The 24,252-nt window shown below is 53.5% G+C and carries 21 protein-coding genes; 12 read left to right on the top strand and 9 right to left on the bottom strand.

Features of this window, described 5'->3' with window-relative positions; genetic code table 11:
* Positions 1-12 precede the first annotated feature (12 nt).
* Both tadA and AC1DZ5_RS08925 read left to right on the top strand, forming a co-directional pair.
* Positions 13-1,248 (top strand): tRNA adenosine(34) deaminase TadA, encoded by a 1,236-nt coding sequence (gene tadA / locus AC1DZ5_RS08930; protein WP_477888176.1) that lies wholly within the window; start codon positions 13-15, stop codon positions 1,246-1,248.
* Positions 1,249-1,258: 10 nt separating this feature from the next.
* Positions 1,259-2,182, top strand: coding sequence for an LD-carboxypeptidase (locus tag AC1DZ5_RS08925; RefSeq protein WP_477888174.1), 924 nt, complete (start codon positions 1,259-1,261; stop codon positions 2,180-2,182).
* 20 nt (positions 2,183-2,202) lie between these two features.
* Here AC1DZ5_RS08925 and AC1DZ5_RS08920 read toward each other — a convergent pair whose 3' ends face one another.
* Entirely contained in the window at positions 2,203-2,511 is a 309-nt protein-coding gene (locus AC1DZ5_RS08920; protein ID WP_477888172.1) for a hypothetical protein, read from the bottom strand.
* 332 nt (positions 2,512-2,843) lie between these two features.
* On the opposite strand from AC1DZ5_RS08920, the gene AC1DZ5_RS08915 reads away from it, so the two are divergent.
* Positions 2,844-3,761 (top strand): adenylate/guanylate cyclase domain-containing protein, encoded by a 918-nt coding sequence (locus AC1DZ5_RS08915; RefSeq protein ID WP_477888170.1) that lies wholly within the window; start codon positions 2,844-2,846, stop codon positions 3,759-3,761.
* A gap of 191 nt (positions 3,762-3,952) precedes the next feature.
* On the opposite strand, the gene AC1DZ5_RS08910 is transcribed toward AC1DZ5_RS08915, so the two are convergent.
* Entirely contained in the window at positions 3,953-4,675 is a 723-nt protein-coding gene (locus AC1DZ5_RS08910) for a hypothetical protein (RefSeq protein WP_477888168.1), read from the bottom strand.
* Between the two features lie 261 nt (positions 4,676-4,936).
* Between AC1DZ5_RS08910 and AC1DZ5_RS08905 the strand changes: the two genes are divergently transcribed.
* A complete protein-coding gene (locus AC1DZ5_RS08905; protein ID WP_477888166.1) occupies positions 4,937-5,848 on the top strand; it encodes a hypothetical protein in 912 nt (303 codons plus the stop codon).
* A gap of 407 nt (positions 5,849-6,255) precedes the next feature.
* Complete coding sequence (locus AC1DZ5_RS08900) at positions 6,256-7,002, top strand: hypothetical protein (protein ID WP_477888164.1); 747 nt, start codon at positions 6,256-6,258, stop codon at positions 7,000-7,002.
* 405 nt (positions 7,003-7,407) lie between these two features.
* On the opposite strand, the gene AC1DZ5_RS08895 is transcribed toward AC1DZ5_RS08900, so the two are convergent.
* The 4 genes from AC1DZ5_RS08895 to AC1DZ5_RS08880 all read right to left on the bottom strand — a co-directional run bounded on the left by AC1DZ5_RS08895 (position 7,408) and on the right by AC1DZ5_RS08880 (position 12,723).
* Positions 7,408-9,135, bottom strand: a complete 1,728-nt coding sequence (locus AC1DZ5_RS08895; RefSeq protein ID WP_477888162.1) for a hypothetical protein — start codon at positions 9,133-9,135, stop codon at positions 7,408-7,410.
* A 220-nt stretch (positions 9,136-9,355) separates the two neighbouring features.
* Positions 9,356-11,407, bottom strand: a complete 2,052-nt coding sequence (locus AC1DZ5_RS08890; RefSeq protein ID WP_477888160.1) for a DUF4238 domain-containing protein — start codon at positions 11,405-11,407, stop codon at positions 9,356-9,358.
* Positions 11,408-11,479: 72 nt separating this feature from the next.
* The gene (locus tag AC1DZ5_RS08885) at positions 11,480-12,250 is read right to left on the bottom strand and encodes a hypothetical protein (RefSeq protein WP_477888158.1); all 771 of its coding nucleotides are present in this window, start codon (positions 12,248-12,250) and stop codon (positions 11,480-11,482) included.
* Between the two features lie 170 nt (positions 12,251-12,420).
* Positions 12,421-12,723, bottom strand: coding sequence for a hypothetical protein (locus tag AC1DZ5_RS08880; protein ID WP_477888156.1), 303 nt, complete (start codon positions 12,721-12,723; stop codon positions 12,421-12,423).
* A gap of 107 nt (positions 12,724-12,830) precedes the next feature.
* Between AC1DZ5_RS08880 and AC1DZ5_RS08875 the strand changes: the two genes are divergently transcribed.
* Positions 12,831-13,118, top strand: coding sequence for a helix-turn-helix domain-containing protein (locus AC1DZ5_RS08875; protein WP_477888347.1), 288 nt, complete (start codon positions 12,831-12,833; stop codon positions 13,116-13,118).
* A 59-nt stretch (positions 13,119-13,177) separates the two neighbouring features.
* On the opposite strand, the gene AC1DZ5_RS08870 is transcribed toward AC1DZ5_RS08875, so the two are convergent.
* Positions 13,178-13,576 (bottom strand): hypothetical protein, encoded by a 399-nt coding sequence (locus tag AC1DZ5_RS08870; RefSeq protein ID WP_477888154.1) that lies wholly within the window; start codon positions 13,574-13,576, stop codon positions 13,178-13,180.
* Between the two features lie 485 nt (positions 13,577-14,061).
* Between AC1DZ5_RS08870 and AC1DZ5_RS08865 the strand changes: the two genes are divergently transcribed.
* From AC1DZ5_RS08865 to AC1DZ5_RS08855, 3 genes are read left to right on the top strand one after another with little or no spacing between them, the layout of a single operon-like run.
* Positions 14,062-15,276 carry an ABC-three component system protein gene (locus AC1DZ5_RS08865; protein WP_477888152.1) on the top strand — a complete coding sequence of 405 codons (1,215 nt, stop codon included), beginning with the start codon at positions 14,062-14,064 and terminating at the stop codon, positions 15,274-15,276.
* Complete coding sequence (locus AC1DZ5_RS08860; RefSeq protein ID WP_477888150.1) at positions 15,273-15,788, top strand: three component ABC system middle component; 516 nt, start codon at positions 15,273-15,275, stop codon at positions 15,786-15,788. The genes AC1DZ5_RS08865 and AC1DZ5_RS08860 overlap by 4 nt, the downstream gene beginning before the upstream one ends.
* Positions 15,785-17,728: a DUF3732 domain-containing protein gene (locus tag AC1DZ5_RS08855; protein WP_477888148.1), complete on the top strand. Its 1,944-nt coding sequence runs from the start codon at positions 15,785-15,787 to the stop codon at positions 17,726-17,728. Before AC1DZ5_RS08860 ends, AC1DZ5_RS08855 begins: the two co-directional genes overlap by 4 nt.
* A gap of 242 nt (positions 17,729-17,970) precedes the next feature.
* On the opposite strand, the gene AC1DZ5_RS08850 is transcribed toward AC1DZ5_RS08855, so the two are convergent.
* Positions 17,971-18,105, bottom strand: coding sequence for a hypothetical protein (locus tag AC1DZ5_RS08850; RefSeq protein ID WP_477888146.1), 135 nt, complete (start codon positions 18,103-18,105; stop codon positions 17,971-17,973).
* Positions 18,106-18,519: 414 nt separating this feature from the next.
* Between AC1DZ5_RS08850 and AC1DZ5_RS08845 the strand changes: the two genes are divergently transcribed.
* The 3 genes from AC1DZ5_RS08845 (at position 18,520) to AC1DZ5_RS08835 (ending at position 23,669) form a co-directional block, all read left to right on the top strand.
* Complete coding sequence (locus AC1DZ5_RS08845; protein ID WP_477888144.1) at positions 18,520-20,628, top strand: ATP-dependent nuclease; 2,109 nt, start codon at positions 18,520-18,522, stop codon at positions 20,626-20,628.
* Between the two features lies 1 nt (position 20,629).
* Complete coding sequence (locus AC1DZ5_RS08840) at positions 20,630-22,468, top strand: UvrD-helicase domain-containing protein (RefSeq protein ID WP_477888142.1); 1,839 nt, start codon at positions 20,630-20,632, stop codon at positions 22,466-22,468.
* Between the two features lie 82 nt (positions 22,469-22,550).
* Entirely contained in the window at positions 22,551-23,669 is a 1,119-nt protein-coding gene (locus AC1DZ5_RS08835; protein ID WP_477888140.1) for a hypothetical protein, read from the top strand.
* A gap of 144 nt (positions 23,670-23,813) precedes the next feature.
* Here the strand turns inward: AC1DZ5_RS08835 and AC1DZ5_RS08830 are convergent, their stop codons facing one another.
* Positions 23,814-24,251 (bottom strand): hypothetical protein, encoded by a 438-nt coding sequence (locus tag AC1DZ5_RS08830; RefSeq protein ID WP_477888138.1) that lies wholly within the window; start codon positions 24,249-24,251, stop codon positions 23,814-23,816.
* Position 24,252 lies beyond the last annotated feature (1 nt).

Raw genomic sequence — 24,252 nt, 5'->3', positions numbered from 1 at the left:
GAGGCGGATTCGATGAGCAATGACCTCCACTTCATGCGGATGGCCATTGAACAGGCACAGCATGCCGGTGCTGCAGGTGAAGTTCCTGTTGGGGCTGTGGTGGTGAAAGACGGAGTGGTGCTGGGAGTAGGGTGCAACGCACCGATTCGCACCCACGATCCATCTGCCCATGCGGAAATCGTGGCGCTGCGTGCCGCGGCTGCCGCGCTGGGCAACTACCGACTTGATGGATGTGACCTATACGTGACCTTGGAGCCCTGTGCCATGTGTGCCGGCGCCATGCTGCATGCACGCATACGACGAGTGGTGTTTGGTGCGATGGATCCGAAAACGGGTGCGGCCGGTTCTGTGATCAATATGTTTGCTAACAACGACCTGAACCACCATGCCCGGGCGGAGGGGGGCGTACTAGCGTCTTCTTGTGCTTCGTTGCTGCATGACTTCTTTGCACAGAAGCGAGCCGAAAAAGCGCGTTTAGCCTATCCATTGAGAGAGGATGCGTTGCGTACCCCGGACCGATGTTTTGATGGTGTGCCCGATTACCCTTGGGCTCCGCACTATGTTAATGATCTGCCGATATTGGGTGGGTTGAGAATGCATTACCTAGACGAGGGGCTGTCCGGTTCCAATCGCACCATTCTTTGCCTACACGGGTATCCGACGTGGAGTTTTTTGTTTCGAAAAATGGTGCCGAGTCTGGTGGTTGCGGGCTACCGTGTGATTGCACCAGACTTGGTAGGTTTCGGGAAAAGTGATAAACCCAAGAAGCCGGAATTCCACACGATGGTGTTCCACCGCGATTCGCTGGTGGCGTTGATTCAGTCATTGGACTTGTACGGTATTGTCATAGTGGGGCAGGGCGAAGGGAGCGAGCTGGCCAAGGCGTTGGCGCAGGCATTGCCGGGCCATATTGGTGGCGTTGTCGCCCTTCAGCCCCAACAGAAAAACCGTTCCCCCGGTGTGCCGAACCGGCCGCAAGACGCGGGCGCGGTGGTCGCCGAGCAAGTGCCTCATCTCAGCGAAGTCGAGCGTTTTGCTTACCAAGCACCGTTTGTAGATGCCGGATATTGCGCGGCCCTCAGGGCTTTGCATCCTGGTTCTAAAACCGCTTGGCCGAAGGCGTCCCATCTGGATACAACGCATAGCGCTACCGCATTGACGGTCGCTACTTCGGCCCAGGTAGGAGATTTTTTGCCTGAGGCCGGTGATGAAGTTGTTCAGAAGTTGCTGGCCCATATTCAAGCCTGATAATCACCTTGTGAAAAAGCGAATTTATATCTACTCCCCTTCGGGCGCTGTGCGCGACAAAGTGGCTTTTAAACGTGGCGTCAAACGCCTGAACACTTTGGGCTATGACGTGGACGTGGACAACGATGCGTTGGCCAGCTTCACACGATTCGCGGGGGATGACAGTACGCGCCTTGCCGCCATCCATCGTGCAGCGGCCAGTGGTGCCGATGTTGCTTTGATCTCCCGTGGCGGTTATGGGCTGACCAGAATCCTGCAAGGCATACGCTACAAAGCGGTGGCCAAGGCCATTGAACGTGGAACCCAGTTTGTCGGGATCAGTGACTTCACCGCGTTTCAACTGGCTCTGTTTGCAAAGACCGGCGCCGAGACTTGGGCTGGTCCCGCGCTGTGTGAGGGGTTCGGTGTTGGAGGAGAATCCGACCTAATGCCCGACGACATCATGGAGGACTGCTTCCATGATCTGGTATCGGGGCAGGGGGAGGGCACCGGCTGGCGTCAGGACAAAACACCCGGCGCCGTAGAAGCTTTGAATGTGCATGAAGCCATGGTCTGGGGCGGTAATCTCACGGTGCTGGCCTCCATGTTGGGTACGCCTTTTTTTCCAGAGATCAAGGGCGGCATCCTCTTTTTGGAAGATATTGGCGAACACCCCTACCGCATAGAGCGCACCCTGACGCAGCTATTAAACGCCGGAGTCATCGGTCAGCAAAAGGCGATACTTTTAGGCCAATTTACAGGCTACAAACTCACGCCGCATGACCGGGGCTACAAGCTGCAATCAGTGGTGGATTGGTTGCGAGGCCAAACCAAGGTGCCGGTATTAACCAATTTGCCCTATGGCCATGTCCAGACCAAGGTGCTTTTGCCTGTGGGGAAAAAAGCAGATTTGGTAGTGGAAGGGCGCGACGCGCTGTTGTTCTGGGGACATTGACCCAGACACCCGTAGCGCGGTCAGTGTTCCAAGGGGCTGAGGCGTGACGTTAACCCACGGGGTAACAGACCGGAGAACATGGTGCTGATGGAGGCAAGCGCTCGGCGTGCCTCCAGTTCGCCGTCCAGATCTGCGACTGCAGCCATCACGTCGCCGCGAAGGTACCAGAGGTCCTGCACGTCATCCGCATAGGTGACCCGCAGTTGAATCACTGGATAGGCCTGTGCACCACGCTCGCCCAATACATTCAGCATCGCCTCACGAATTTCCGTGAGGGATGCCGCCTGTTTTCTCGGGCCACCGGTGCCAGCCTTGATGAGGCTGTTCATTAAGTTTGATGGAGTCCAACGCATATCTTTATTTTTGAGTTACTCGCCCGCTACCTTAAGCAAAGGCAATGCCAGCCACAATAGGGACAGACTCGCGTTTTGCGGCGGATACAACAGGGTTTCCATGGGGATGGCTTTTTCAAAGTGAAATATTGACAGCTTGGCAAGTCGACTTTGTGACAGCTTAGGTAGCTTTCTTGGTCGTCAGCGCCCCAAAGTGCGAGGCGAAGTTGGGCTATTTCCTGTTCTATGGGTATGTCTGACTTTGTTCATTCTCAATACGCCCGCTATGCCCTAAACTCAGGCACCACATAAGACCGGAACAATTGGGAATGGGTGTTCAAGCGACCGTTGTATTCACAGACCTGCATGGCAGCACGGCTGTGTTTGAGGCATTGGGTAATGCCCGCGCCACAGAGACCGTTACCCAAATCACCACCTGGATCACCCAGCAATGCACCCGGCATGGCGGGCGTCTGATCAAGACCCTCGGCGACGGCGTGATGGTCATTTTTTCGGATAACCAAAGTGCGGTGTCCGCTGCCGTAGAAATTCAACGACTGCACCATAAGCGGACGATGCGCCTGCCCACGGACATTCGCTTGCCCATTCGCATCGGGTTGTCAACCGGTGAAGTAGAGATGGTGGCTGGGGATTGCTATGGTGATGCCGTCAACGTGGCTGCGCGCTTGTGTGATCTTTGCGGCCCCCATCAGATATGGGCTGCAGCGAGCGCTCTCGATACGGTGCGCGAGGTGCGTGGCACCAACTTTCGGATGCTGGGGCCCATCCATATTCGCGGCCGAGCCGAGCCATGCAATGTGCACCAGATCGAGTGGCGTGAGGAAGAGCCCTCGGACTTCCTCACTATGCAGGCGCAACTTGATCCAGTCGATTTACTCAATGCACCAGATGCTTTGGGTCGCGAGGTGGAATTGCAGTGGATGGATGTCAAGAAAACGTTCAAGTCCTTTGAGCTACCCGCCCACATTGGGCGCGTTAAAAACGTGGAGTTCGTGGTAAATGACCCCCGAGTGTCACGTACGCACGCCCGATTGGAATGGCGCAATGGCAGTGTAATTTTGGTGGATGTCAGCAGCTATGGAAGCTGGGTCCGGTTCTCTGATGCTGGTGGTGCTGAAGTGTTGCTTCGGCGTGAAGAATGCGTCCTGCATGGCAAAGGGGAGCTGGCGTTAGGAGCATCCTTTGCAGATGCCAGTGTTCCTACGGTGTCATTCACAGTGCGATAAAGGCTTTTCTTTATACATGTACTTATAAACACTAAGTATAGTTAAGCTAATAAATCATTGAATTAAAAATAAATAACTTGTTTTAATTCAATGACTTATTTGATTTTTCGGACTTTTTGTAGTTAAGTTAGTAGATAAGTTGGCGAAAATCTTTACTCTTACGGACACAAAGAGTTTCTCCCTAGAAATTTTTAGCCCATCTCAGGCCAATCGCGTTCGAATTTGGCAATGGTATGGATAACCGCTTGTAGAGTGCTGATAGCATCGCAGACAAAGGGCGATGACAAAATCACATTGTGTTCGGTTGCTCCATCGGTGACCGGCTTCAACTCCAGCCCTTTAAGGGCTCTCAACATCTCAGCGGACCTTGGGTCGATTGCTTCATCAATGCGCCCTTGAGCGTGAGAAATCAAGTTTCGGATCTTGCCGAGCTGCATGGCGCGCTGCCAGTTGGCGTTGTTGAAGACTTGATTTGCATCTACGCCGCCTACTTTTATGAGGTAGACCTTCGCTCTTTCAAGCCCTAAACCTGTGATGTCCTTGAAGGAAAGATTGGACTTGAGGCGACGCTGCACCACGTTGCAAAGGCTATTTAGACTCGCTTCGAAGGTGGCATAGACCACGAGAAATTGGGCCTGCCACTGAACCAAGGGAAAGGTCTCGTCGAGCAACTGAATATCATCTACCATGTATTCGGCGTAATCTTCCCTATCGTACTTATCCAGTGCGGAATAAGTCTTTTCGAATTCCGCTTTGAGGCGGGTTCGAGCAGCCTCGAAGTGCTCATCAATGAACTTCCGGTGCAATTCAAGCTGCTGAAATTCAATCTCATAGAGCCGATCCAACCATGTTGCGAGCGGCCGGCTCATTGCCTTCTTAAGCGCATCAATATCCGGTCTGCCTGTAGTCGGCATATTGTTTCTCCCTTGAAATCGTTGTCGCGCCGTTGGCAACGCGCCGGGTCATAATCTGCCACACCACCTGTGACAGCAGTGGCGGCCCCTTCAACCGTGTCTGGTTGGAGGGGCTTTTTCCATTCTAGGCTTGGCCAGAAGCAGTTAATCGCATGCGCGGATTGTTCATTTGCTCAGGCGTTTCAAGCTGCGCCAGACGACCCTTTTCGTTTGGACCATCATTTATTTGGGCTAGAGTCCAACGGATGAGAGGGAGTTTTTGTGTTTAATTTTCTTGTGACAGCCGATGAAAGTGCTTGGGAAGGTGCTCCATGTACCTTCCCAATAAGCCGAAGCGTACGTGAGTACACAGACGAAGCGATCACCACGCGATATGGTGGACTCGATACTGCAAGCGTTGCGGCATTGATCCGACTACCGGCCATCTTTGCTTACGAAAAATCGGTCGAGAAAGATCCGAAGTTCGGTCGGCTGACCCAAATCAGCAAACGACCGAATCGCTTGGAGGTCCGCGTGGACTACGAGCTTATTGCGCTTCCCAAATTCTTGACAAATGAAGAACTGTGGGCGATGGACACCGAATTCGACCTTGGTGGCTGGGAATCGTTGCGCACCCACTGGGCGGTCAAAGACGTTGACCTCTTGCGAGAACTGATTCCGAAAGGAATCATTCTGCCGCCTCAGTTTGCAACACCACTTCCCGCGCCAGCAGCGCTGGCTAGGATTGATGTTACGACTCATGTGTTCGATGTCGGATTTTCTTTTCCTGGCGAGTACCGTGACGTGGTCGAGGCGGTTGCAAAAGAGACTACTGCACTGCTGGGCGCACATGCCTGCTTTTACGATGTGAACTATCAAGCGCAGCTTGCGCGTCCGTCGCTTGACCTCCTCCTCCAGGATATCTACGCCAAGCGATCTAGACTTCTTGTGACGTTCATCGGGGCGGATTACGAACGAAAAATGTGGCCCGGTATCGAGTGGACCGCGATTCGTTCGGTCATGACGACGGCGAAGGATAACGGGCGCATCATGTACGTCCGGATGGACGACGGTGAGGTTGGCGGCGTCTTCCCGCATGATGGGTACATTGATGCGCGCCGGTTCAGTCCCGCACAGATTGCTGCATTCATTGCCGAGCGCGTTGAGTTCACACCGCCGCTGTCAACAGCCTAGAGCATCACTGACAGGTACGACCAACTGCGGAATTGCAGCGAGCAACCAACACACGATTGTCAGTCACGCCGGAATATGCACTGAAGGGGCTTTTTTCATTCTAGGCTTGTCCAGGTAGATCCAATACACATCACCACAGTGTCACCACGATCACGCAGAACTGCGACGACAGTCCGCTACTGAATCAGATGCACAAGCCGGATCCGACGCTGCCGTCCATTAGCATGCGGTGGGCTTGACATTGTCGGTGGCTCAGTCTCAAAATTCGTCCAGGCGTTCGGACTACGCCCGCTGCCCACCTCGGCAAACCCTCACGGGACGTCAATTCAACCATCCATTTTTTGATTCCCTTTGCAGGCGAATCCTGGCAGTGGGCACCTGTGATTTGCGTGCAGAAGGAATCTGTCATGCAATACATACCTACGTCCGACGAGACCGTCGAACAACTCCGTAAACAAGCCAAGCAGCTTCAGCGCAAGCACGGTGGAAAACACACCGAACTCTTGGACAAGGTCGCCAAGCAGGCGAACTACGATCATTGGCACCACGTCGTCCAATGCAACGGCCGGGGAAAGGCCGCTGCTAGTCTGACTGCACTGCGACGTGAGTGCGAAGCGATCATTGCCGCCGAACTCAAAAAAGAGATCAAGATCGTGTTGACCGGCCCCGAGGTCGATGCGGGTGCTTTCATTCTCTTCTCTACCGGCATCGGAGACGCTTGGCTTTTGGACCCCAGTGACCAGCATGCCATGTGTTTGGTACTGCGTCACGAGCGCATTGAGCCAGCCATCAACGAAAATCCCCTCCGCTTAGGGATAGGTTTTCACGGAATGTATGAACTGAGAGGCGATTTCTTCTACATCGAAAGCAAAATAGATGAGATTGGTGCCAGAGCGATCGGAGGGTATCCGCTCTCCAAGCTGCGCCCTCTCTTGGAGAAAATCAAACCGGTCGACATACGGATGGCAGAGACCATCGGCCAATTTGATACCGTCGAGATGACGCCCGAAGTAATCCACCAGATGACAAAGAAGGGGTACAGCGAAGAACACCTCCTGCAATTGAAAACGGAGGGGTACCGCTATTCGCCAAGCAGAGACTCGCTGCTGGGTCCCATCATTTCCAGCGACGATGAGGACTTCCTGGACTCCTAACCAACTTGCCCAAGTAGGTCAGCTACCAGATGATGCGCCCAATTGGCTAAAATTGCTGCTAAGACGTTCGAGAGCGAGTGAAATACGAACGTGCTGCCTGGAGCAATTCAGGTCTTGCGGTTAGCAAGGGCAACAGAACCTCGCAAGGTGAGCACCATGGCGCTTACCAAGAAGAGGCCCTACGGGGCCTTTTTCTTTTGCGGTCGAGACCCGATATAAAACAGGCCGCCAAGCGGCCTGTTTTTAAATGGATTAGCCAAGGCCCAACGCACCGCAATCGACCTCGCTCCTGACTTGCAATGGCTTGTATTGTTGCCCCTAAAAAAATGACATAGTCAGGATTACAGTCGATACCACTTCAAATAGACGTTTGAAGAACGGCCAGAGGTTTTCACGTCTGGGAGTTCATTTCTTGGGGCGGTTGGAGTACGCCCTACGCAACGCCTGAAAGAGGCGCATATCGCCTCCAAAATAGCGGCCCGATTGTTCTTCATCCGTGGGTGGATTGAGCGCTGTGTCTTGTCCAATCATTTTTTGCGCCATCCACGAACCAGTCGCGGCAATGCGCAAAAGGGCGGTGTGGTGATTTGCCTTGACATAGTTTGTCCACTTTTCGCTGCGCTCCAGCAGGCAAACCACATGATGTCCCAGACTATCGTGATCTACCCAGCTTCGCTCAGTCGGATTGATTTCACCGTCGAAACCCCTACCTTCAAGCGAGACCCAGTAGTCGCGACCATCCTGCAGAAGCATCATCTCAGTTGCCCATGCATCTTTGAGTGCAGTTTCCGCCCGGGCAAAGCTGAAGTTTCCTCGGTCATCCTTGCACACGCGCAGGAACTGCATCGTCGCAAGATCCTGGAACTGACTTAGCGCTCTTAGACCTTGCCCCTCTGGGCTGGACATGAATTGGGCTCCATGCAGCTCGTCTAATACGTGGCGCAACTGCTGATGTCGCACGCTGCCGAGCTTGGCGACCAGCGGAATCAATGCCATAGCAATCTTGGCCGTACGCCGCGCGCATGCTGAATACTGCAGAACAATTTTTCGCTCAGGCTCAGCATCGAATGTGTTGACACCTAAGGCGATGATTCGTTTTATCGCCCCTTCCACGTCCGCTGGTTGACTGGGCGAGACAAGCCAAGACGGCAACCAGGTGACCTGAGCTCCACTGTTCTCGAACTCAATAAGCGTCCACAGCGCAAGTGCGACGAAGTTGTCGTTCATGTCACGCGGAAGGTCAGGAAAGATGCGATGCAGTACATGGAAGCCGTCACGGCCGCCCTTATTCACTAGCGCCTTAGCAATCGCATCAACATCGGCGCCATTTTGGCCCATGAACATTTCGCCATCCACCAAATCTTCGATGCTGCTCGTCTCAATGTTCTGCAATCGCTGCGCCCTCTCGATCTGCATCGAGCTGACCTTGCGCCAGTTATCCATGACCTTCGCTCGCTTCTGGTCCAGACTGGCATCGAGCTCCACACGGAACTCACGCAAGCGCCCTAGGTTAATTTCGTGGTCAAGGACTTTGTCAAACATGCGTAGCACACGTCGCTTTTGGAAGAACCATGACTGCCAAGGTGAGAGCAGCGCCTGTAAGACATGAAATTCGTCGGCTAGGTCTTTGACCTCGACTCGCGCAACAGGATTGACAAGGCTTTCCTCTCGGTCATAGACCTCGAATACGCGCCCGTCGCACAGGACTAGCAACGCTGCATTGATGTCTGGATGCGCTGCATACCGGAGGGCCTGCTCGAGTTCTGCTGCAATGAACCTCAATTCGTCGCGCTTAACCTTCTTCGCTTCAATGATCCAAAACGCTTCAGACCAAAGCGTCATGTTGTAGTCAATGAACAAGTTTCCATCGAGAAGTTTGAGGTGTTTTTCACGCACGAGCGAGAAATGCGTCTCCTTCTTATAGCCAAGGATGCGAACCACGGGGTCAATTATTTCTGCTCGAACGTCCGCTTCGGAGTAAGACGACACATCCAGCTTGGAAAGGCGGCGCAGCTCGTCGACGTCTTCTTTCGATGGCGGTGTCACCGCCTTGTGTTGCAACAGGAGCGTTCTGATATCTGCTGCCTGATGGATGGGTGGGCGGCTCGCGAATTGACTAGCAGTTGAATTCATCACGTAACTTTATCAACTAAGAACGCTCCAGCCTCAACGCGGGTAAATTCGTTGACACAAATGGCACCGAGATCCGTGCAGGTTGAAGTCCTGGGACGTAAGTGCAGTATTCGGTCATCTTGCTGAATCACTGATTGGTGGCCTAGTTCCATATCAGCTCATGACCCTAAGCCACAATCGACCTGTAGCGAGCACTCCTTGGCACACTGAATTCGTCGCATCAGGTCCGCAGCATCAGACGCGTGCGTTCGAGTTCTTCGTCCCCTATTGCATTCATCCAAATTTGCTCTGAGGACCGCGTTGACAGCGCAATACCGAAAGACCAAAGCACCCGCTCGATGTGGCTGCCAAGGAGAATCAAATCGTTGTCTTCTGCGAGACTCTCGCGGGAATCGAAAAAGCGCTCAAGGTCGAGGGCAAACAGTGCAAACCATTCGCCTAGACTGACAGTCTTCAGTTCCTGGATACTCTTGCTTGCCCCCCAGCGGCTGACCTTTCCGCCGGTGGTCGTGTAGGCCTTCACTGTGGCGCATAGCAACTGCTCCGCATACCCAAGCACCGCACTCAATGCCGTGTTTGCATCGTTATTTTCAATGAAGTTAAGGCGCACACTAGCAATCCCCTTCACACAATCACTCAGCGTTTGGCAGTAAAGATCGTCGGCGTCAGCGAAATCCTCGTCTGAAACCGGCCCAATCCCCGATAGCCGGCCACCGAAGTAGTGAGAGCAGAAAAAGTGCGCTATGCGCATTCCGGTCGCCTCGAGTAACGGCCTCTGACGGCGCAATGTCTCCTTGGGAATCTTGGAGACCACGGTGGCGTAGTATGTCGCCCGGCCGGCTTGATAACGAATCGATGCAGTTGCAGCGCGCGCAAGCGAATCGCCTTTGGCTGCAAGTTTGGCTGCTTCCGTCGTGAGAAAGAGTTGGCAAGATACCCCTTCCTGGGTTTCTAGCGTGTGGCAGGCCCCCCGCTTTACGTCTTGAGCGGCGTGGTCATTCAGCGCAACCCCGCGCTGTCGCAATGAGCGCACTATGTCGTCAGTAACAACAATGGCCTCCACGACACGTAAACCCACCTCCAGCTCCGATGCACTCATCAGATGACGAATGGCGGCTTGCGCCTTGCCACTCTTGCGGCTAGAGGGTTCAAACCGTATAGGAACCTTAATCCGATTCTGCGCGTTGCCCCCAAATTCCATCGATTCACGGCTGCGGTCAGTCCTGTCGGGTGCGGTGAACTTTTGTTGCTCCATCAAACGGTCAACATACTTGGAGACAGTACTCCCAATGAATTGAGCGGTTTCGGTTGTTTGCGGGTCAGCCTGCGAACTAATGAAGAACTCAAGCGAGCATTCTGCAAAGGAGCGATTCAATGAAGCTGCATCTAGTTCTACGTTGCCGAAACAACCTACCAAAACTTTGCTGGAACACACGGGCATTACAACCCCGGCGAGCTCATCGTCGCCCAGGAGTGAATACGGCTCCATTTTCAGGAAGTCTGACGTCTTCGTTCCCACCGCGAGACAGTCAGGAAGCACGAAATGGATCGGAGGTTCGGCCGCAATAATTTGCCAGTTCATTGCCTTCAAACGTTCAACACGAAGCGCGGGAGCCATATCGCTGGCCAGTGCTTTACTGTGTCCGTCAACGATCAACTCCGGAATTTTCTCAAGAAGCATTCCTAGCTGTTGCTGAAGCCCTGCGGCAAGCTCCGGAAACATCTGCGGAAATTTCTCTCGAGCTCGGAAATGCATTAGCTTTGCCAGTGCATTCCTGTCACTCTCCGGGACAGTCCCAAACTGCGAAAGCATCTCTTCTCCAATCGACTTGACCAGGATTGACTCCGCATCAAGCGAGTCAACGTCAAACAAGTATCGTGCGGTCTGGTCGCTGTGCATTGCTCCTGCAAAATGGTCCAGCATTTCGGTTGCGGCAGCCGAGAAGCTGCCTCTGAGAAACGCAGAGCGGATTGACAGATGAACCACCACCGCCGCCGCAACGTGTGAGTCGATATGTCCGGCCGAGGCCTCACGCAGTGCGGCAACTGCAGGTGCCAGGACCGTACGCTCATAGGTCGTAATTTTGTCGTCGAGCGACTCTTCGTCGGATGGCTCCGAATAGAAGTCCCGCTGTGCGGCTACCCCCTCGATCGAGGAATAGTATGGCTCCTGCCCCTTTTTAAAGACGTGTACCTGAGTCTTTTTTCCCTTAGCCACCCCAAAGCCCCTTTGCAGGGCCTGTGGGATGAAATGCTGCTTTCGACCTGCCATTGCGCTCTTCCTTCTCTGACGAAAACCTCGATTGCCAATGATCAGCAACCGACTGCAATTGTTCGCTCACAACTAGACGTCGAACTCCCACGGATCTCCCAATGAGACAACTTTGATCTTCTGCTCCTGTTTATTCCATGCGTAAAAAACACCTGCCAGCAGGGCGCTAAGCCGGCCACTAGTTCGCTCGATCACCAAGCGCAAGCATGGTGATCCACTGATGCCTCGCAGACTAGGCGTGCTAGTCATATCGGACCGCCATGCCTCAGGAACAGTCTTCCCGGTAAAAGGAAAGTAGCGGATGCCTGTCTGCGGATCAAACGTTGACTCATGCAGCGCGAGACCAATTAGGGAGCGGTCGGGATTCTTGCCGGGGCGATAGTCGATAGAGCCATTTTGGGAGCTGGGATAGCCCATCACAACAAATGAACTCATGGGTTCAAACCGCTGCATGGCATCCGTGGCCGACAGGATGGGCAAGGCCGGCACGGAGTGCAGGCCCCGTCTGATCAGTTCGCTAGCGGGGATAGTCCACTGAGCGAAATCCACATCTCGGGCTGTTTCAATCATGCCGACTTTGCCGAGCCGAAAACCGTGGGTGTCTACCGTGATCCTGCCAGTTTCGACATTGAAGTCATCAAAAACGTGCTTGGCCGTGAGAACTGTAACCTTCGACGGGTCGTCCGAAAGCACAAAGAATCCTGATCCCACTGAGCAGTCTTTCCCCTCGTGATAAGGCTTAGGCATCAGGAACGAGACAAGGCAGTTTTTGTGGATTTCCAGAATGTTTCGAATCGTGTTTTGCTCGATGGCGTTGGGAAAGTGTTCAAGAAGCGATTTCATGGACTGACACTTTAAGGCCCGATTCGCTCAGATATTGCACTACGTGCACCCCTCAAAGAAAATAGGCCGCAATGCGCGGCCTCTTTGGAGATGGATTAGCCAAGTGGAGCAAACGTCCAACGCACGGTTATCGACAGTACTCCCGACCCGGACTGGATATATCGATGCCCCTAGACAAAAAGGGCTGAGTCAAGATTCCAGCCCTTCCCACTTTCGTATTTCAGCATCAACCAAGTCTCTTCACGTGGTGCTACAAAGTGCCGTCGAACTACAACGACTCCTGACCAGGCACTTTTGGGGATCAACTGTCTAACCAGCAGGGCCGTTTCTTCATCGGCATACTTCTTGGCGGCTACGGCCACGTCCGCAGCCCGATCTGGTGTAAATCCCAAATCTCTGAGGTTCGTGATGACGTGCTCATTGCCGAAATTGAGCGCCACCTGCAGTGCGCGGCCACGTAGTGGGAATTTCATATTCTTCCGCCAAGGTCAATTTGCTGGACAACTGGGGTTCTGCGTCTTAACCGATTTTCGCATATTCGATTTTCGCATTGATTCTGCTGGTTTTAAAGACCAGCAGAATGCCCGACTCCTTCCACTCAGAGCAGTACAAAATATTCATCACCTTGCTGCGAGAAACGAGGGAAACCCTGCAGGTGTCTCAGGCGGCGTTGGCATCCAAGTTGGAGCAGCCCCAGACATTTGTCAGCAAATGCGAAACGGGTATCCGTCGACTGGACGTGGTCGAGCTTCATGCCTGGCTAACGGCGCTGAATGTGGATATCCCTAAGTTCCTGGCCGCGCTCACAAAGCAGTGGGACGCTCATAGCACTCGCACACGTCTGCCTAGGGGAACAGGTAATAGGTAGTAGAACTCGCCGCAATTAGCGGACAGTACTGCCTCAATATGAGGCGGCCTCGCCAGCGGTCATCGCCAGGTGACACCGTTAACAGCAAATTCGGATTCTGGATTCAGCGTGAAGCGAGCGCCTTTCAGGTCGCCTTTTCCCACAACCCAGAGACTGCGAGCCGATCGCTTGCCAGCCGCCACTTCTTCGGCAGCTTTGCGGTGATGCTCCTTGAGCATCGTTAAACCGCCGTCTGTCTCTGTGGCTACCTTCCCCACGGCTACATCGACGAGCTCATCGGCCTCGACGCCTTTGTCAAGAAGATCCGTCGCCATCTCAGTTGAGATCCCAGCTGCATCAAGTGTTGCGCCCAATCTTGCCCGGTATTCCATATGCTGAGTTCGCGGACGATCGATGACCAGGCTCACGTTCTGAGCCTTGAAATACAGAGCGCCTGAAATGCGAACTGGCTTGACCATAACTTCATTTTATGTGGCAAATTGCCACATGCAAATTTGTATCGGTGAGCATACTCCCGTGGGCCGTCCTTGAAAATTTCGTATACCGGTTGACTTGGCCATCTGTTTCGGAAGAGGCTAATCATCTTGAAGGTCAGCCAACAGCGCAAGGACATTTGGCATAACAAGCTGGGCGAGATTTCGCGTTGCGTCTTTCGTGCCTGAGTAGCCGAAAGATAGGGGATGGTGATCAGCTCCGCAGCACGAAAGTGGTGGCCGACACCCTGTGCGCAAAAACGCAGTTGACTGGGGCAGCACCAAATCTTCCACGGGCGGCGTAAAAGGGAATATATGGTTCAGAACGGACAGTCACTGTCCGAGGGGGTACTTGGGAGACCTCTTCAGTTAAGGTAGCATCGCTAAAAATAAGTCGAGAGCTTTGGCTCAACGACCAGATATTGACCCGGAAAAATATAAGTCTCACTCAGAGGGAGGGCGGTCAAGCCATGACTCAACCTAGCGTTTCCACCTTTGGAGCCGGTGCTTCGATGGTGGGTTATCTCTACCAGGTTCGAATTGCATTGCTTTGGGCGATCCGCCGCAGTCGTGTCGGTGACTTCTCAGTCAGCATAGAGGTTCTCGACGATGTGAGCTTCGAAGAAGGCGGTGAGCCTGTGGCCGTACTGCAGGCCAAGCACTCCCTCAATGCTGTGGCTACGTTGACCGACCTCAGTCCTGAATTGTGGAAAACTTTGCGCGTCTGGATGGTCGGTCTGGCCAGCGGCGAGGTTCCTCTCGACACGGCTCGCTTCCTGATCGCCACGGCCGAAGCACAGCCGGGGAGCGCCTGTGCCGCGCTGGGCATTGATGCCCCTGGGCGCGACATCGCTGAGGCCGCCAAGCGGCTCAAGCACGCGGCAACGACCTCGAGCAACAACGACCTCAAAAATGCATTCGAAGCATACTTGGCTTTAGATGAGACGGAGCGGGAACAGTTGTTGTCACGCATCTACGTTGTGCCCGCACAACCCGACGCATCCTCTATCCTAGAGCAGTTACAGGTCGAGCTGTACCACGTCTCTCTTCACCATCAAGACCTTTCGGTGCAAATGCTGGAAGGCTGGTGGTTTAAGCGCGTACTGAACGAATTGGTCCATCCAGACGGGGGAATTCCGCGTGCTGAGATCGACGCTCAAATCTCTGAAATTCAGGAGTCCCTCAAACCGGATTCATTGCCGATTGACGAGGATATTGATGCGCTGATGGTTGCTCTCGACCAATTGCCTGAGTTTGCGAGTCGTCCTTTTTACAAGCAAGTAGAGCTTGTCGGTGGAAGTCAGCTACGCATTCGTAACGCTATCACCAGCTACTTGCAGGCCTTCCGGCAACGTTCCGCATGGACACGCAATGACCTATTGTTCGATGCCGATCTACAAAAATACGACAAACGCCTGCATGCAGAGTGGGAACTGCAGTACGCCCAAGTCTGCGATGAACTCGGCCCCAATGCGACCGAGTCTGAGATGGCGCAAGCCGGACGTGCAATCCTGAAGTGGGCAGAGGACGCGCACCTCCCCATTCGATCGGGTGTCAACGTTCCCTGGGTATGTCGTGGCTCGTTGCATATGCTTGCGGAGGATCACCGTCTCGGCTGGCACCCGGACTTCAAAACCCGGCTTGGCGCAATATTTGACGCGCCGGTTGAAGGGGGGGGCGCATGACGGCTTGGCAAGAACGCACCATTGAGCAGCGCAATCTACTTAACCCTGCTTTCTGTGCAATTGCGGCATGGCACCTCACCCGCGGATACCGCACCGAATCGATTGCGCTTACCGCTACGTCCACGAATTTGCCTCTTGAGCTCGCGTTCGTTGGCGCCAGTTTCGTGTTACGCGGTCAGACACGGGATCAGTTACCTCGGACGATTACCACGTCGCTCGCTACATGGGTACACGATCACCCACTGGAGCGTTCGGCCGTGGCCAAAGGTGTAGTCATGCTGCGCAACACTGTGCGAGAGGCCTTGCTCTTCGGGGTTCTGCATGGAGTGTTGTCGGTTGACGGGCGTGCCCTGCACGCCAACGAAGAGCAAACGAAAAAGATTAATGCCTACCTTCGTACATCCAGTGATGAAGTGAGGGAGTGCATGCGCCAGGCCGTGTTCGTCGGCCGTTGGCTGTGCAAAGCGGGAGCGCCCCCGACTGTGTTGGCGTTGTTGGGAGTACAAGCATGATTCAGATACGCGCTATCGTGACCTATAGCCACGATGGACGTCAGCGTGTTGTTCCGTTCGAGCCGGGCCGCGTCAACATCATCTCGGGTGACTCGCGCACGGGCAAGTCGGCCATCCTCGGTATCATTGAGTACTGTTTCGGCGCCTCGGAAATCGATGTTCCCGAAGGAAAGGTTCGGCGCAACGTTGCTTGGTTCGGCCTGTTGTTGCAGACTCGCCGAGGTCAAGCTTTCGTCGCCCGGCAGTTGCCGGCAGGCGATGGCAAATCCAACGAAGCGGTATATGTCGAAACCAACACTGAGGTAGTGATTCCGCCGGCAAGCGTGCTGCGCCAAACCACCAATCGCGAAGGGTTACGTTCGCTGCTAGCCTCGTGGGTCGGACTTTCCGACTATCTGCATGAGCCGCCAACGGGTCAAACACGAGTTCCGCTAGCGGCCACCATCAGCCATGCGCTCACATTCTGTCTGCAGTCTCAAAACGAGATCGCGCAACGGCGGAATTTATTCCACGGTTCGAGTGACCGCTTCATTGCGCAGGCAATCAAGGACACCTTGCCGTACTTTCTCGGCGCTGTCTCCGACGACTATGTAGCGCAGCAGCAGGAACTCAAGCGCTTGCGTACCGAGATCCGGCAAATTGAGCGCAGGCTTGCCGAAGCCACCGCGATCCGCGGCGAGGGCGTCGGACGGGCGGACACGCTTCTTGCTGAGGCCAAAGCCGTCGGGCTGTCGACACTCGACGACAGCACCCCATGGCAGGAAAAGATCGGCGCGCTGCGCACTATCCAAAACACACCCGTACCTTCTGCTGCAGACGCTGCTGAGGACGCTGAGTTCCGACGCCTCTCCACCGTGCGTAGTGAACTCGTGCAGGAGCAGCGCGCGCTCCAATCGACGTTGGAGCGCGCGCGTAGCTTCGAGGGAAATTCCAAGGGCTATTCGGCCGAAGCCCGCGAGCACACCGCACGTCTCAAGGCTGTCACGGTCTTTGAACACGATGCCCCCGAACACTCCTGCCCGCTGTGCCTGCAGGGTTTGCCCGAAGCCTCACAAGTTCCGTCTATCGGCGATCTTCGCGCGGCGCAGGACTACATCGGTGAACGCAGTGGTGCAATAGATTCTGCGACGCCGCGCATCACCACCGCGATCCAGGACGTCGAAACCAAGCTTGCCGACGTGCGGCGCCGCATCGACGACAACCGCGTCATGCTCACGGCCGTCAAGCGCGCCAACCAGCGCCTGCAACTAGCCACAGACACTGAGGCTCGGCGCGCAATGGTTCTCGGACGCATTAGCCTGTACATGGAGAATATTCCGCAGATGCCGGATATCAGCGAACAACAGAACCGGCTAAAGGAGCTGCAGACGCGGGAGTCGGAACTCAACGCAGCAGTCAGCACCGACGCCATCCAGGCGAAGATGGAATCGTGCCTATCCAACGTCAATCGCTATCTGTCGGACTACGCAGGACGGATTGATCTGGAGTACTCCGATTCCCCGCTGCGCCTTGATCCCCGGGATTTAACAATTGTCGCGGACACATTGGAACGGCGAGTACCGATGAAGGAGATAGGTAGCGGTGAGAACCATGTCGGTTACCACATCGTTGCGCATCTGGCGTTGCACACTTGGTTCGCGAACCGTGATCGCCCTGTGCCTGCTTTTTTGCTGCTCGATCAGTTGTCGCAGGCGCACTTCTCACCGGACGCCGTGCTGGGCGATGGGGTAACGCAGGAGAAGATTGATGCGGACCGCAAAGCTGTTAAGCGGCTCTTTGGACTGATCTTCGACGTGGTTGACAGCCTCAAGGGTAAGTTTCAGGTGATCATCACCGACCATCCTGACTTCAGTGACGATGCCCGGTTCCAGAAGGCAGTTCGGGAGCGATGGCGTGACGGACTCAAGCTAGTGCCCGCAGATTGGCCACGCGAACCCTGACCTCGCGATCTTCTTGATCTCGCCCAACAGAATCGCCCACAAGCCCCGCTCGCAGGTTCACTCCGGAGCCAGGCTGTCTCATACGTTTACCGTAAAGAGTCTGTTCATGTCAGACCAGTTGATTGAGGACCAGCACGATGGACTTTAAAGTTACTGAGCTGATCTCGCTTGTATTCTCGTCAGTCGCATTGTTTTTTACCTTTCGGAAAGACGCACATCGAGTCAGATTGGAAGTTACGCCACTATGGGAACATTGGATTGATGTCCTTGGAGTAGGGAACGACAGCTCTTTCGCTGTCGGCATATTGTCCATCGGCTACTTCAATGAAAGCGGCGAAATTACTTGGCTGTCCGTCGGTGATTTCAAGGTCAATCAATCTGCTCCCTATCCAATTCGAGTTGAACCGAGGTCTCTAAGTGCACTGCAAGTAATGGTCGTTAGGCATTTCAGCAACCATATGGCCCCACATGGGTATTGCGTTCAATTGGAATCGGGACGTATCTATGCAATACGACACACAGCCCCGCTCCTGGTTAGCATGAAGTTTCATATCTCGTCTGTGTTGTCTCGTCTAACGGCTGGACGTTGTGCTCCTTGGCTTACCCGCCCGCGTCTGCCCGGCCAGTAAATGGGTATGGCTTGAAAATGACCGGCCGAATTGCCTTAAGCAACGCATTCTTCCTGAGGGAGGTCTGCTACGCAGGCGATATTGGACTTTTTGGCAAAAAATAGCCTACGGCCACGGTAGCCTGTAGGCGGCATTCACATTTCAACGTCTGGGAGGACATTTATGAAGATTAGCGGAGTCGCCATTCGAAATTTTCGGCGGTTGGAGAATGTTCATATCGATATCGAAGAGCGTGAGTCAATCTTTGTTGGGCCCAACAACAGCGGAAAGACATCTGCCACGGCAATCTTCCGCTGCTTTTTAGGCGGCCGCGATTTCAAGATTCACGATTTTTCAGTCGCCCGCATGGTAGATTTTGACGCCTTTGCTACCACCGGTGACGCGGAACGACTTCCAAAGATTAGTCTCGATGTGTGGTTTACCATCGATCCTGAAAGCATCGCATTTGGTCGGGTTTTCACGTTATTGCCCAAGCTTTCGGACTTCACCCGCGTAGGAATTCGACTGTCGTATGAGATAGAGGACGCAAAGAAGTTGCGCGAGCAATATGAAGCAGCCTACCCCGCACAGGAAGATGGAACACGCACGAAGGCGTTGTCGCAATATCTTTCACTGGACGGGAATCTTGGTCGCCATTTTGATGTTTGCTATTTTTCGCTTGACAGCAAATCAATAGAAGGAGCTGTACCCGATATCATTGCCAGCGAGCTCGGGCCTGACGAAGGCAAGCGACTCCTGAAGCATCTTATTCGGGTTGAGTTCGTTGACGCACAGCGCAACATCAACGATGACGACAGCAGCCGCAGCAACCGACTTTCTTCGGCCTTTGCCGCCTTTTATCGAAAGAATCTCGAGCAAGTGGGCCACGCCGCCGATGCTCACAGTGTGATCGATGCAAACAACAAACAGCTAACAGAGCATTACGCCAAGCAATTCGATCCATTGATCAAGCTCATCAAGCATCTTGGGGTGCCCTCGATTAACGATCGAGAACTGCGAATCATCTCGTCGCTTAGTCCAGAAACCGCGTTACGCGGGAGCACCGAATTGCTTTACGTTGATCCCAGCCGACAGCATGAACTGCCCGAGCTTTATAACGGTCTTGGTTTCAAAAACCTCATCTACATGGCTATTCAGGCCCGGCATTTCCATTCTCAGTGGGTGATGACCACTGAGGACAGACCACTATGCTTGATGATCTTTATCGAGGAGCCAGAGGTCCATCTTCACGCTCAAGTGCAGCAGACCTTTATTTCGAACATTTGGGAGGTGATCAATCAGTCTGCGGAGGAATCAGGTGAACCTGGTCTAGTCCCGCAGCTCGTTGTCACCACACATTCCTCGCACATCATGGAAGCCGTCGCTTTCGAGAAAGTTCGATATTTCCAGCGATGCCACCTTGAGGGTGAGATGGCGGCGCCGGGCATACGCAATGCATCTGTGGTTCGCAGCCTTCGAGCCTTCCAGCCAGAAGCGGAGGCAATTGAAGGCAAGCTCATATCGCCCTCGGAATCGCTGGCCTTTCTCAAACGCTATTTACGGCTGACACACTGCGATCTATTTTTTGCTGATGCAGCCATTCTTGTGGAAGGCGCCGCTGAAAAGCTTCTTATGCCAACCATGATCGAGAATGCTGCGAAGCGGCTCCAGGCCACATACCTCACGATCCTGGAAGTGGGTGGCGCCTATGCCCATCGTTTCGAAGGCCTGCTCAGCTTCCTGCACATTCCTTATCTCGTCATTACGGATCTCGATTCGGTGGTACCCACTGGATACCCAACAGCTTGTCGGGCGGACGTCATTGGAGCACGAACTTCCAATGCCTCCCTCAAAAAGCTGTGTGCGCAAACTACGATCGCCGGTTTGATTGCACTAACCCCGGTGGACAAGCAACACGCTGCCAAGGATCGCTGCATCGCGTTCCAAACCGACATTCTGGTGGTCGATGGCGCTGTAAATACGAAACTCCGCCCACGCACCTTAGAAGAAGCAATCGTTTACGAGAATTTCGGATTACTTCGGTCCGGCGCGCTCTCGATCGGTATTGACATCCCAGAACAACTCCAAGACGCTTATCAAAGTGTCTACGACCGAGTTCGGTCCGACAGTTTTAAAAAGACCGACTTCGCCATGGATATCTTGGCCTGCGCTGAGAAAGTGATTGTCCCAAACTACATTGCCGAAGGATTGCTTTGGCTTGAAGCTCGCCTGTGTCCACAGCCTCCCTCTGAAACGCCTGCGGCGGTCGCTGCTGCGATTGCGGTGGTCTAGTATGGTTTCCAGAGTTGAAAGCGCAGCGGATGCGCAAGTTCAAAAATGCTTAGAAGAGCATCGCAGTTTCGCATTGATTGCTGGCGCAGGTTCGGGTAAGACAAGCTCACTAGTCGATGCCCTCGGCCGAATCCGCGATCGCGAAGGGCAAGTCCTTAAAAGACAAGGTCAGCGGATCGCCTGCATCACCTTTACCAAACGAGCAGTCGAGGTAATCAAGGCACGGCTGGGGTTTGACGACCTCTACTTGGTTTCAACGCTTCACAGCTTTCTATGGGGACAAATCAGCCGCTTCCATGATGATATTCGGGAGGCGCTGAGCGAGAGCCGCATCCCAGCTCTTATAGAAAAGGCCAAGGAAGATGACAACGGGGGTAAGAGTAAAAAGGCACTGAAAGCTCGCGCCAAGATCGAGCGGCTTACGGCAGAACATGCAGCTATCGCGACAGTCAAAATTTTTGGATATTCCGACACGAACTTTAGCGATTACGGCAAAGGCCAGATCAGTCATGATGATGTCATTGAGATCGCAACCTACCTGTTTGCAAACAATGCCACATTCAGGCGGATCACTGGCCTACGGTTCCCATATATTTTTGTCGACGAGGCGCAAGACACATTTGAGGGCATCGTTGCCGGTCTCAATCTTGTAGGTGCCGGCACGGGACTTCCGGTGATCGGCTATTTTGGTGATCCATGGCAGCAGATTTATGACCGGAGCGCGGGGAACTTTGCGCCACCTGAAGGTGGTGAGGTCATCACGAAAACTGAAAATTTCCGCTGTTCGCAGAGTGTTATCAGGCTTCTGAACGCCTATCGTGAGGACGTTGAGCAGTATGCTGCTGGCGAGAATAAGACGTGTGAAGGCAGCGTCGAATTCCTGCTAGTTCAGGCGGAGGAGCCGACGGAACCTCGCAAGCGCTATTCTGAGGAACAGGTAGAGCGCGCACTTACGCGTATGGATGCTGCGGTTGCAGATTGGGGTTGGACCGGAAACGACGACGTCATGAGACTTTTCCTCGCGCGTCAAATGATCGCGCGGCGACTGGGCTTTGCCGATCTCAACCGGCTCTTTACTGGAGAATATGCATCCTCGCGCGCGCAAGATGCGTTCGAGGCTGGTGAGCATTTCCTTCTCATGCCTTTTCTATCGACAATTTGCCCGTTGATCAATGCCAAAAAGCAGGGCGATGCTCGAAAGATCATCTATTTGCTGCGGAGTGAAAGCCCCGCTTTCGCCGTTAATGGATTGAATGCCGGAAAGTCGCTGAAGTTGATGATCGAGACCGCGAACGCATTGGTTGAGCAATTGCAAGTTTTGTGGGACACCGAGACGATCGGCACCATCCTTCGTTTTTGTATTGAAAAGCAGATCGTCCAGCCTTCCGAGAGGCTGTGGGAGCATCTCGATCGCGCACCTCGTGCCGAGGCATTCGATGAGGATCTTCACAGTCTCGACAAAGGAGATTGGCTGGCGGACTCGCTATTCCAAATGCGGTCCGGACCAGTGGCTCGCTATGCTGAATATGTTGACAACAACACTGCCTACAGCACCCAGCACGGAGTAAAGGGCGAGGAGTATGAAAAGGTCATGGTTGTCTACGACGATGTTGAGGCCGCGTGGAACAATTACAGCTTTAACAAGGTCCTGACACCGCTTACGGCCGGCGAGCCCACGGACCGGCAACGCTCAATAACTCAGAAGCTCGCCTATGTATCGTTCTCGCGCGCAAAGGAAGATCTGCGTGTCCTGATGTTTACCGCCAACCCGGAAGGGGCACGATCAGAACTCATCAATAGCAAGCTGCTAAGTTCAGATCAAATTCGCATTGCGGCGTGAGACTCTCGGCCTTCTTATCTAAACCCATTCGGAATGGGCAAGTCTCTTTCAATCGTTTTGACCAGATAGATCGTGGAATCAAATGAACATCTGCATTTACAAAAAAATTAGTTTTGAGGAATCAGACGGGGAGCACGTTCTGCAAAACTTTCTTGGCGCGAGATGGGTTTCATCAAAAATTACGTGTAACGAAGCACAGTCTCAATTTGGTGCATCCATTGATGTTGCACTGGAGAGGGGTTTGCAAGAGGTGAGGAACTTACTCGGAACAAAGGGAGGAAGAGGAGGGGAGGGGCCCACTCTGAAAGGGATATCTGATACAGAGGGTGTCAAATTTAATCTTAAGCCCGGCGGTGTTCCTGAAATCTCCGCACCTGCCATCAAGTCTCAAAGCCTTGCGGATGGAACAAAGGTCATAGAAGGAAAGATCGGGAATAAAAAACAGCTTGACTGGCTGATTCATGAACTTAGAGCGACGCACCCCGACATCAATATAGGTATCAACCAACTTCGGGCGCTGGCGACTGCTCAAACTGGCTATTTAGATAGCCCTTTGCAACTTCATCCTCGCATTGGCGGTGCGGACTATTTTCGTGGCCTCCTGAAATCTGCATTTAATCTGCTTGGGGTCAATGCTAGTCACATTGCCCTTTTGGCTTGCTTCGATTGCCTAAGAAATTTTGTCTTGAATGGCGCTGGATCAGAAGATAAATTTATCCGCTGGTACTCTGCTTCATCGACTACATCAGGAATCCCTGCCATAGGAAAATTCGATCATTTCGTTTGTGTCTATTCAAATGGAAGTAACGTAGATGGCTTGGTGCAATTCTTTGGGGGAATCGGCCACATCATCCGGTTGGGAAGTGGCTATGAGGGAGAGGCGTTCAAGTTCGGCTATCTAGTGAATCCGCTAAGAGACTCTGATCCGGCCGAAACGAGAGATCCCACTTTCAATGTAGATCTTCTCCCAAACTTTGACGAGGGGCACTTAAAGCCAGGTCCGGCGGTGTGGCCGGTATACAAGCTGATTTACGAAACGCTCTTGACCAACTACATGGAACGTTCTTTGGATATGGAAATTTCAAGAATTGTTGAAGATGTAATGCATTCGAGCGATCCGGACGCAAGCTCGGTGCAAATAGTCGAAGAGATTACTAAAAAAATGGCACTATCCACCTTCGGTAATATCACTATAGAGTGATCTGGCTTGCTATTCGCCGCTGGCACAACGGCAGTATGGGATTGCGGCTCTGTTTAGTGTTGAGCGCCTCTTGGCGTTCTGAGACTTTTCGCAACACATCGATTACTGTAGGGCAACAGCCTAGGCAATAGGCGAACGACTGACCTATTGCCGGTTTCTCGGACTGACTCCTTGAACCTTTATTCGGTCAATATCTGGAAGTGGCGTGTCTAATTGCTCGATCGTTACATTCCGGATGCTCGCGTTGTATTGCCAGCGCACGAAACGAGCTTCATATTCAGTTCTCAGTAACTTGAGCGTAGCTATTTCAGCATCACGGGCTGCAATGATTTTGGATGCCTGCTGACGACTGTTTGGAAGTTGAGGTGCCGGAGTGGCTTCCTTGAGTCCACTCTTTCTAGATTGGAAAGATGCAGTGATCATCTCGTGAGCACTTAAACCTGAGCGACTGGGTACGTATCCAAGCACCGATCGAGCCGCTCCACAAACAGCCGCCCAACTAAGTTTAGGCTCGTCCCACCCGTGAATAATGTTGCAAATAGCTTGTACATGCTCTGGGCGAATGTGTTTATTTTTTGCCATG

It is taken from the genome of Rhodoferax sp. P1_F3, from assembly GCF_056405715.1.
This window is presented reverse-complemented; position numbering and strand designations above follow the sequence as displayed.

Coding starts and splice junctions, on each gene's coding strand:
- AC1DZ5_RS08895 (WP_477888162.1), bottom strand. CDS start 9,135: ATGAATTCAACTGCTAGTCAATTCGCGAGCCGCCCACCCATCCATCAG.
- AC1DZ5_RS08840 (WP_477888142.1), top strand. CDS start 20,630: ATGGTTTCCAGAGTTGAAAGCGCAGCGGATGCGCAAGTTCAAAAATGC.
- AC1DZ5_RS08830 (WP_477888138.1), bottom strand. CDS start 24,251: ATGGCAAAAAATAAACACATTCGCCCAGAGCATGTACAAGCTATTTGC.
- AC1DZ5_RS08835 (WP_477888140.1), top strand. CDS start 22,551: ATGAACATCTGCATTTACAAAAAAATTAGTTTTGAGGAATCAGACGGG.
- AC1DZ5_RS08860 (WP_477888150.1), top strand. CDS start 15,273: ATGACGGCTTGGCAAGAACGCACCATTGAGCAGCGCAATCTACTTAAC.
- AC1DZ5_RS08880 (WP_477888156.1), bottom strand. CDS start 12,723: ATGAAATTCCCACTACGTGGCCGCGCACTGCAGGTGGCGCTCAATTTC.
- AC1DZ5_RS08845 (WP_477888144.1), top strand. CDS start 18,520: ATGAAGATTAGCGGAGTCGCCATTCGAAATTTTCGGCGGTTGGAGAAT.
- AC1DZ5_RS08865 (WP_477888152.1), top strand. CDS start 14,062: ATGACTCAACCTAGCGTTTCCACCTTTGGAGCCGGTGCTTCGATGGTG.
- tadA (WP_477888176.1), top strand. CDS start 13: ATGAGCAATGACCTCCACTTCATGCGGATGGCCATTGAACAGGCACAG.
- AC1DZ5_RS08900 (WP_477888164.1), top strand. CDS start 6,256: ATGCAATACATACCTACGTCCGACGAGACCGTCGAACAACTCCGTAAA.
- AC1DZ5_RS08920 (WP_477888172.1), bottom strand. CDS start 2,511: ATGAACAGCCTCATCAAGGCTGGCACCGGTGGCCCGAGAAAACAGGCG.
- AC1DZ5_RS08915 (WP_477888170.1), top strand. CDS start 2,844: ATGGGTGTTCAAGCGACCGTTGTATTCACAGACCTGCATGGCAGCACG.
- AC1DZ5_RS08890 (WP_477888160.1), bottom strand. CDS start 11,407: ATGGCAGGTCGAAAGCAGCATTTCATCCCACAGGCCCTGCAAAGGGGC.
- AC1DZ5_RS08885 (WP_477888158.1), bottom strand. CDS start 12,250: ATGAAATCGCTTCTTGAACACTTTCCCAACGCCATCGAGCAAAACACG.
- AC1DZ5_RS08875 (WP_477888347.1), top strand. CDS start 12,831: ATGCCCGACTCCTTCCACTCAGAGCAGTACAAAATATTCATCACCTTG.
- AC1DZ5_RS08870 (WP_477888154.1), bottom strand. CDS start 13,576: ATGGTCAAGCCAGTTCGCATTTCAGGCGCTCTGTATTTCAAGGCTCAG.
- AC1DZ5_RS08855 (WP_477888148.1), top strand. CDS start 15,785: ATGATTCAGATACGCGCTATCGTGACCTATAGCCACGATGGACGTCAG.
- AC1DZ5_RS08910 (WP_477888168.1), bottom strand. CDS start 4,675: ATGCCGACTACAGGCAGACCGGATATTGATGCGCTTAAGAAGGCAATG.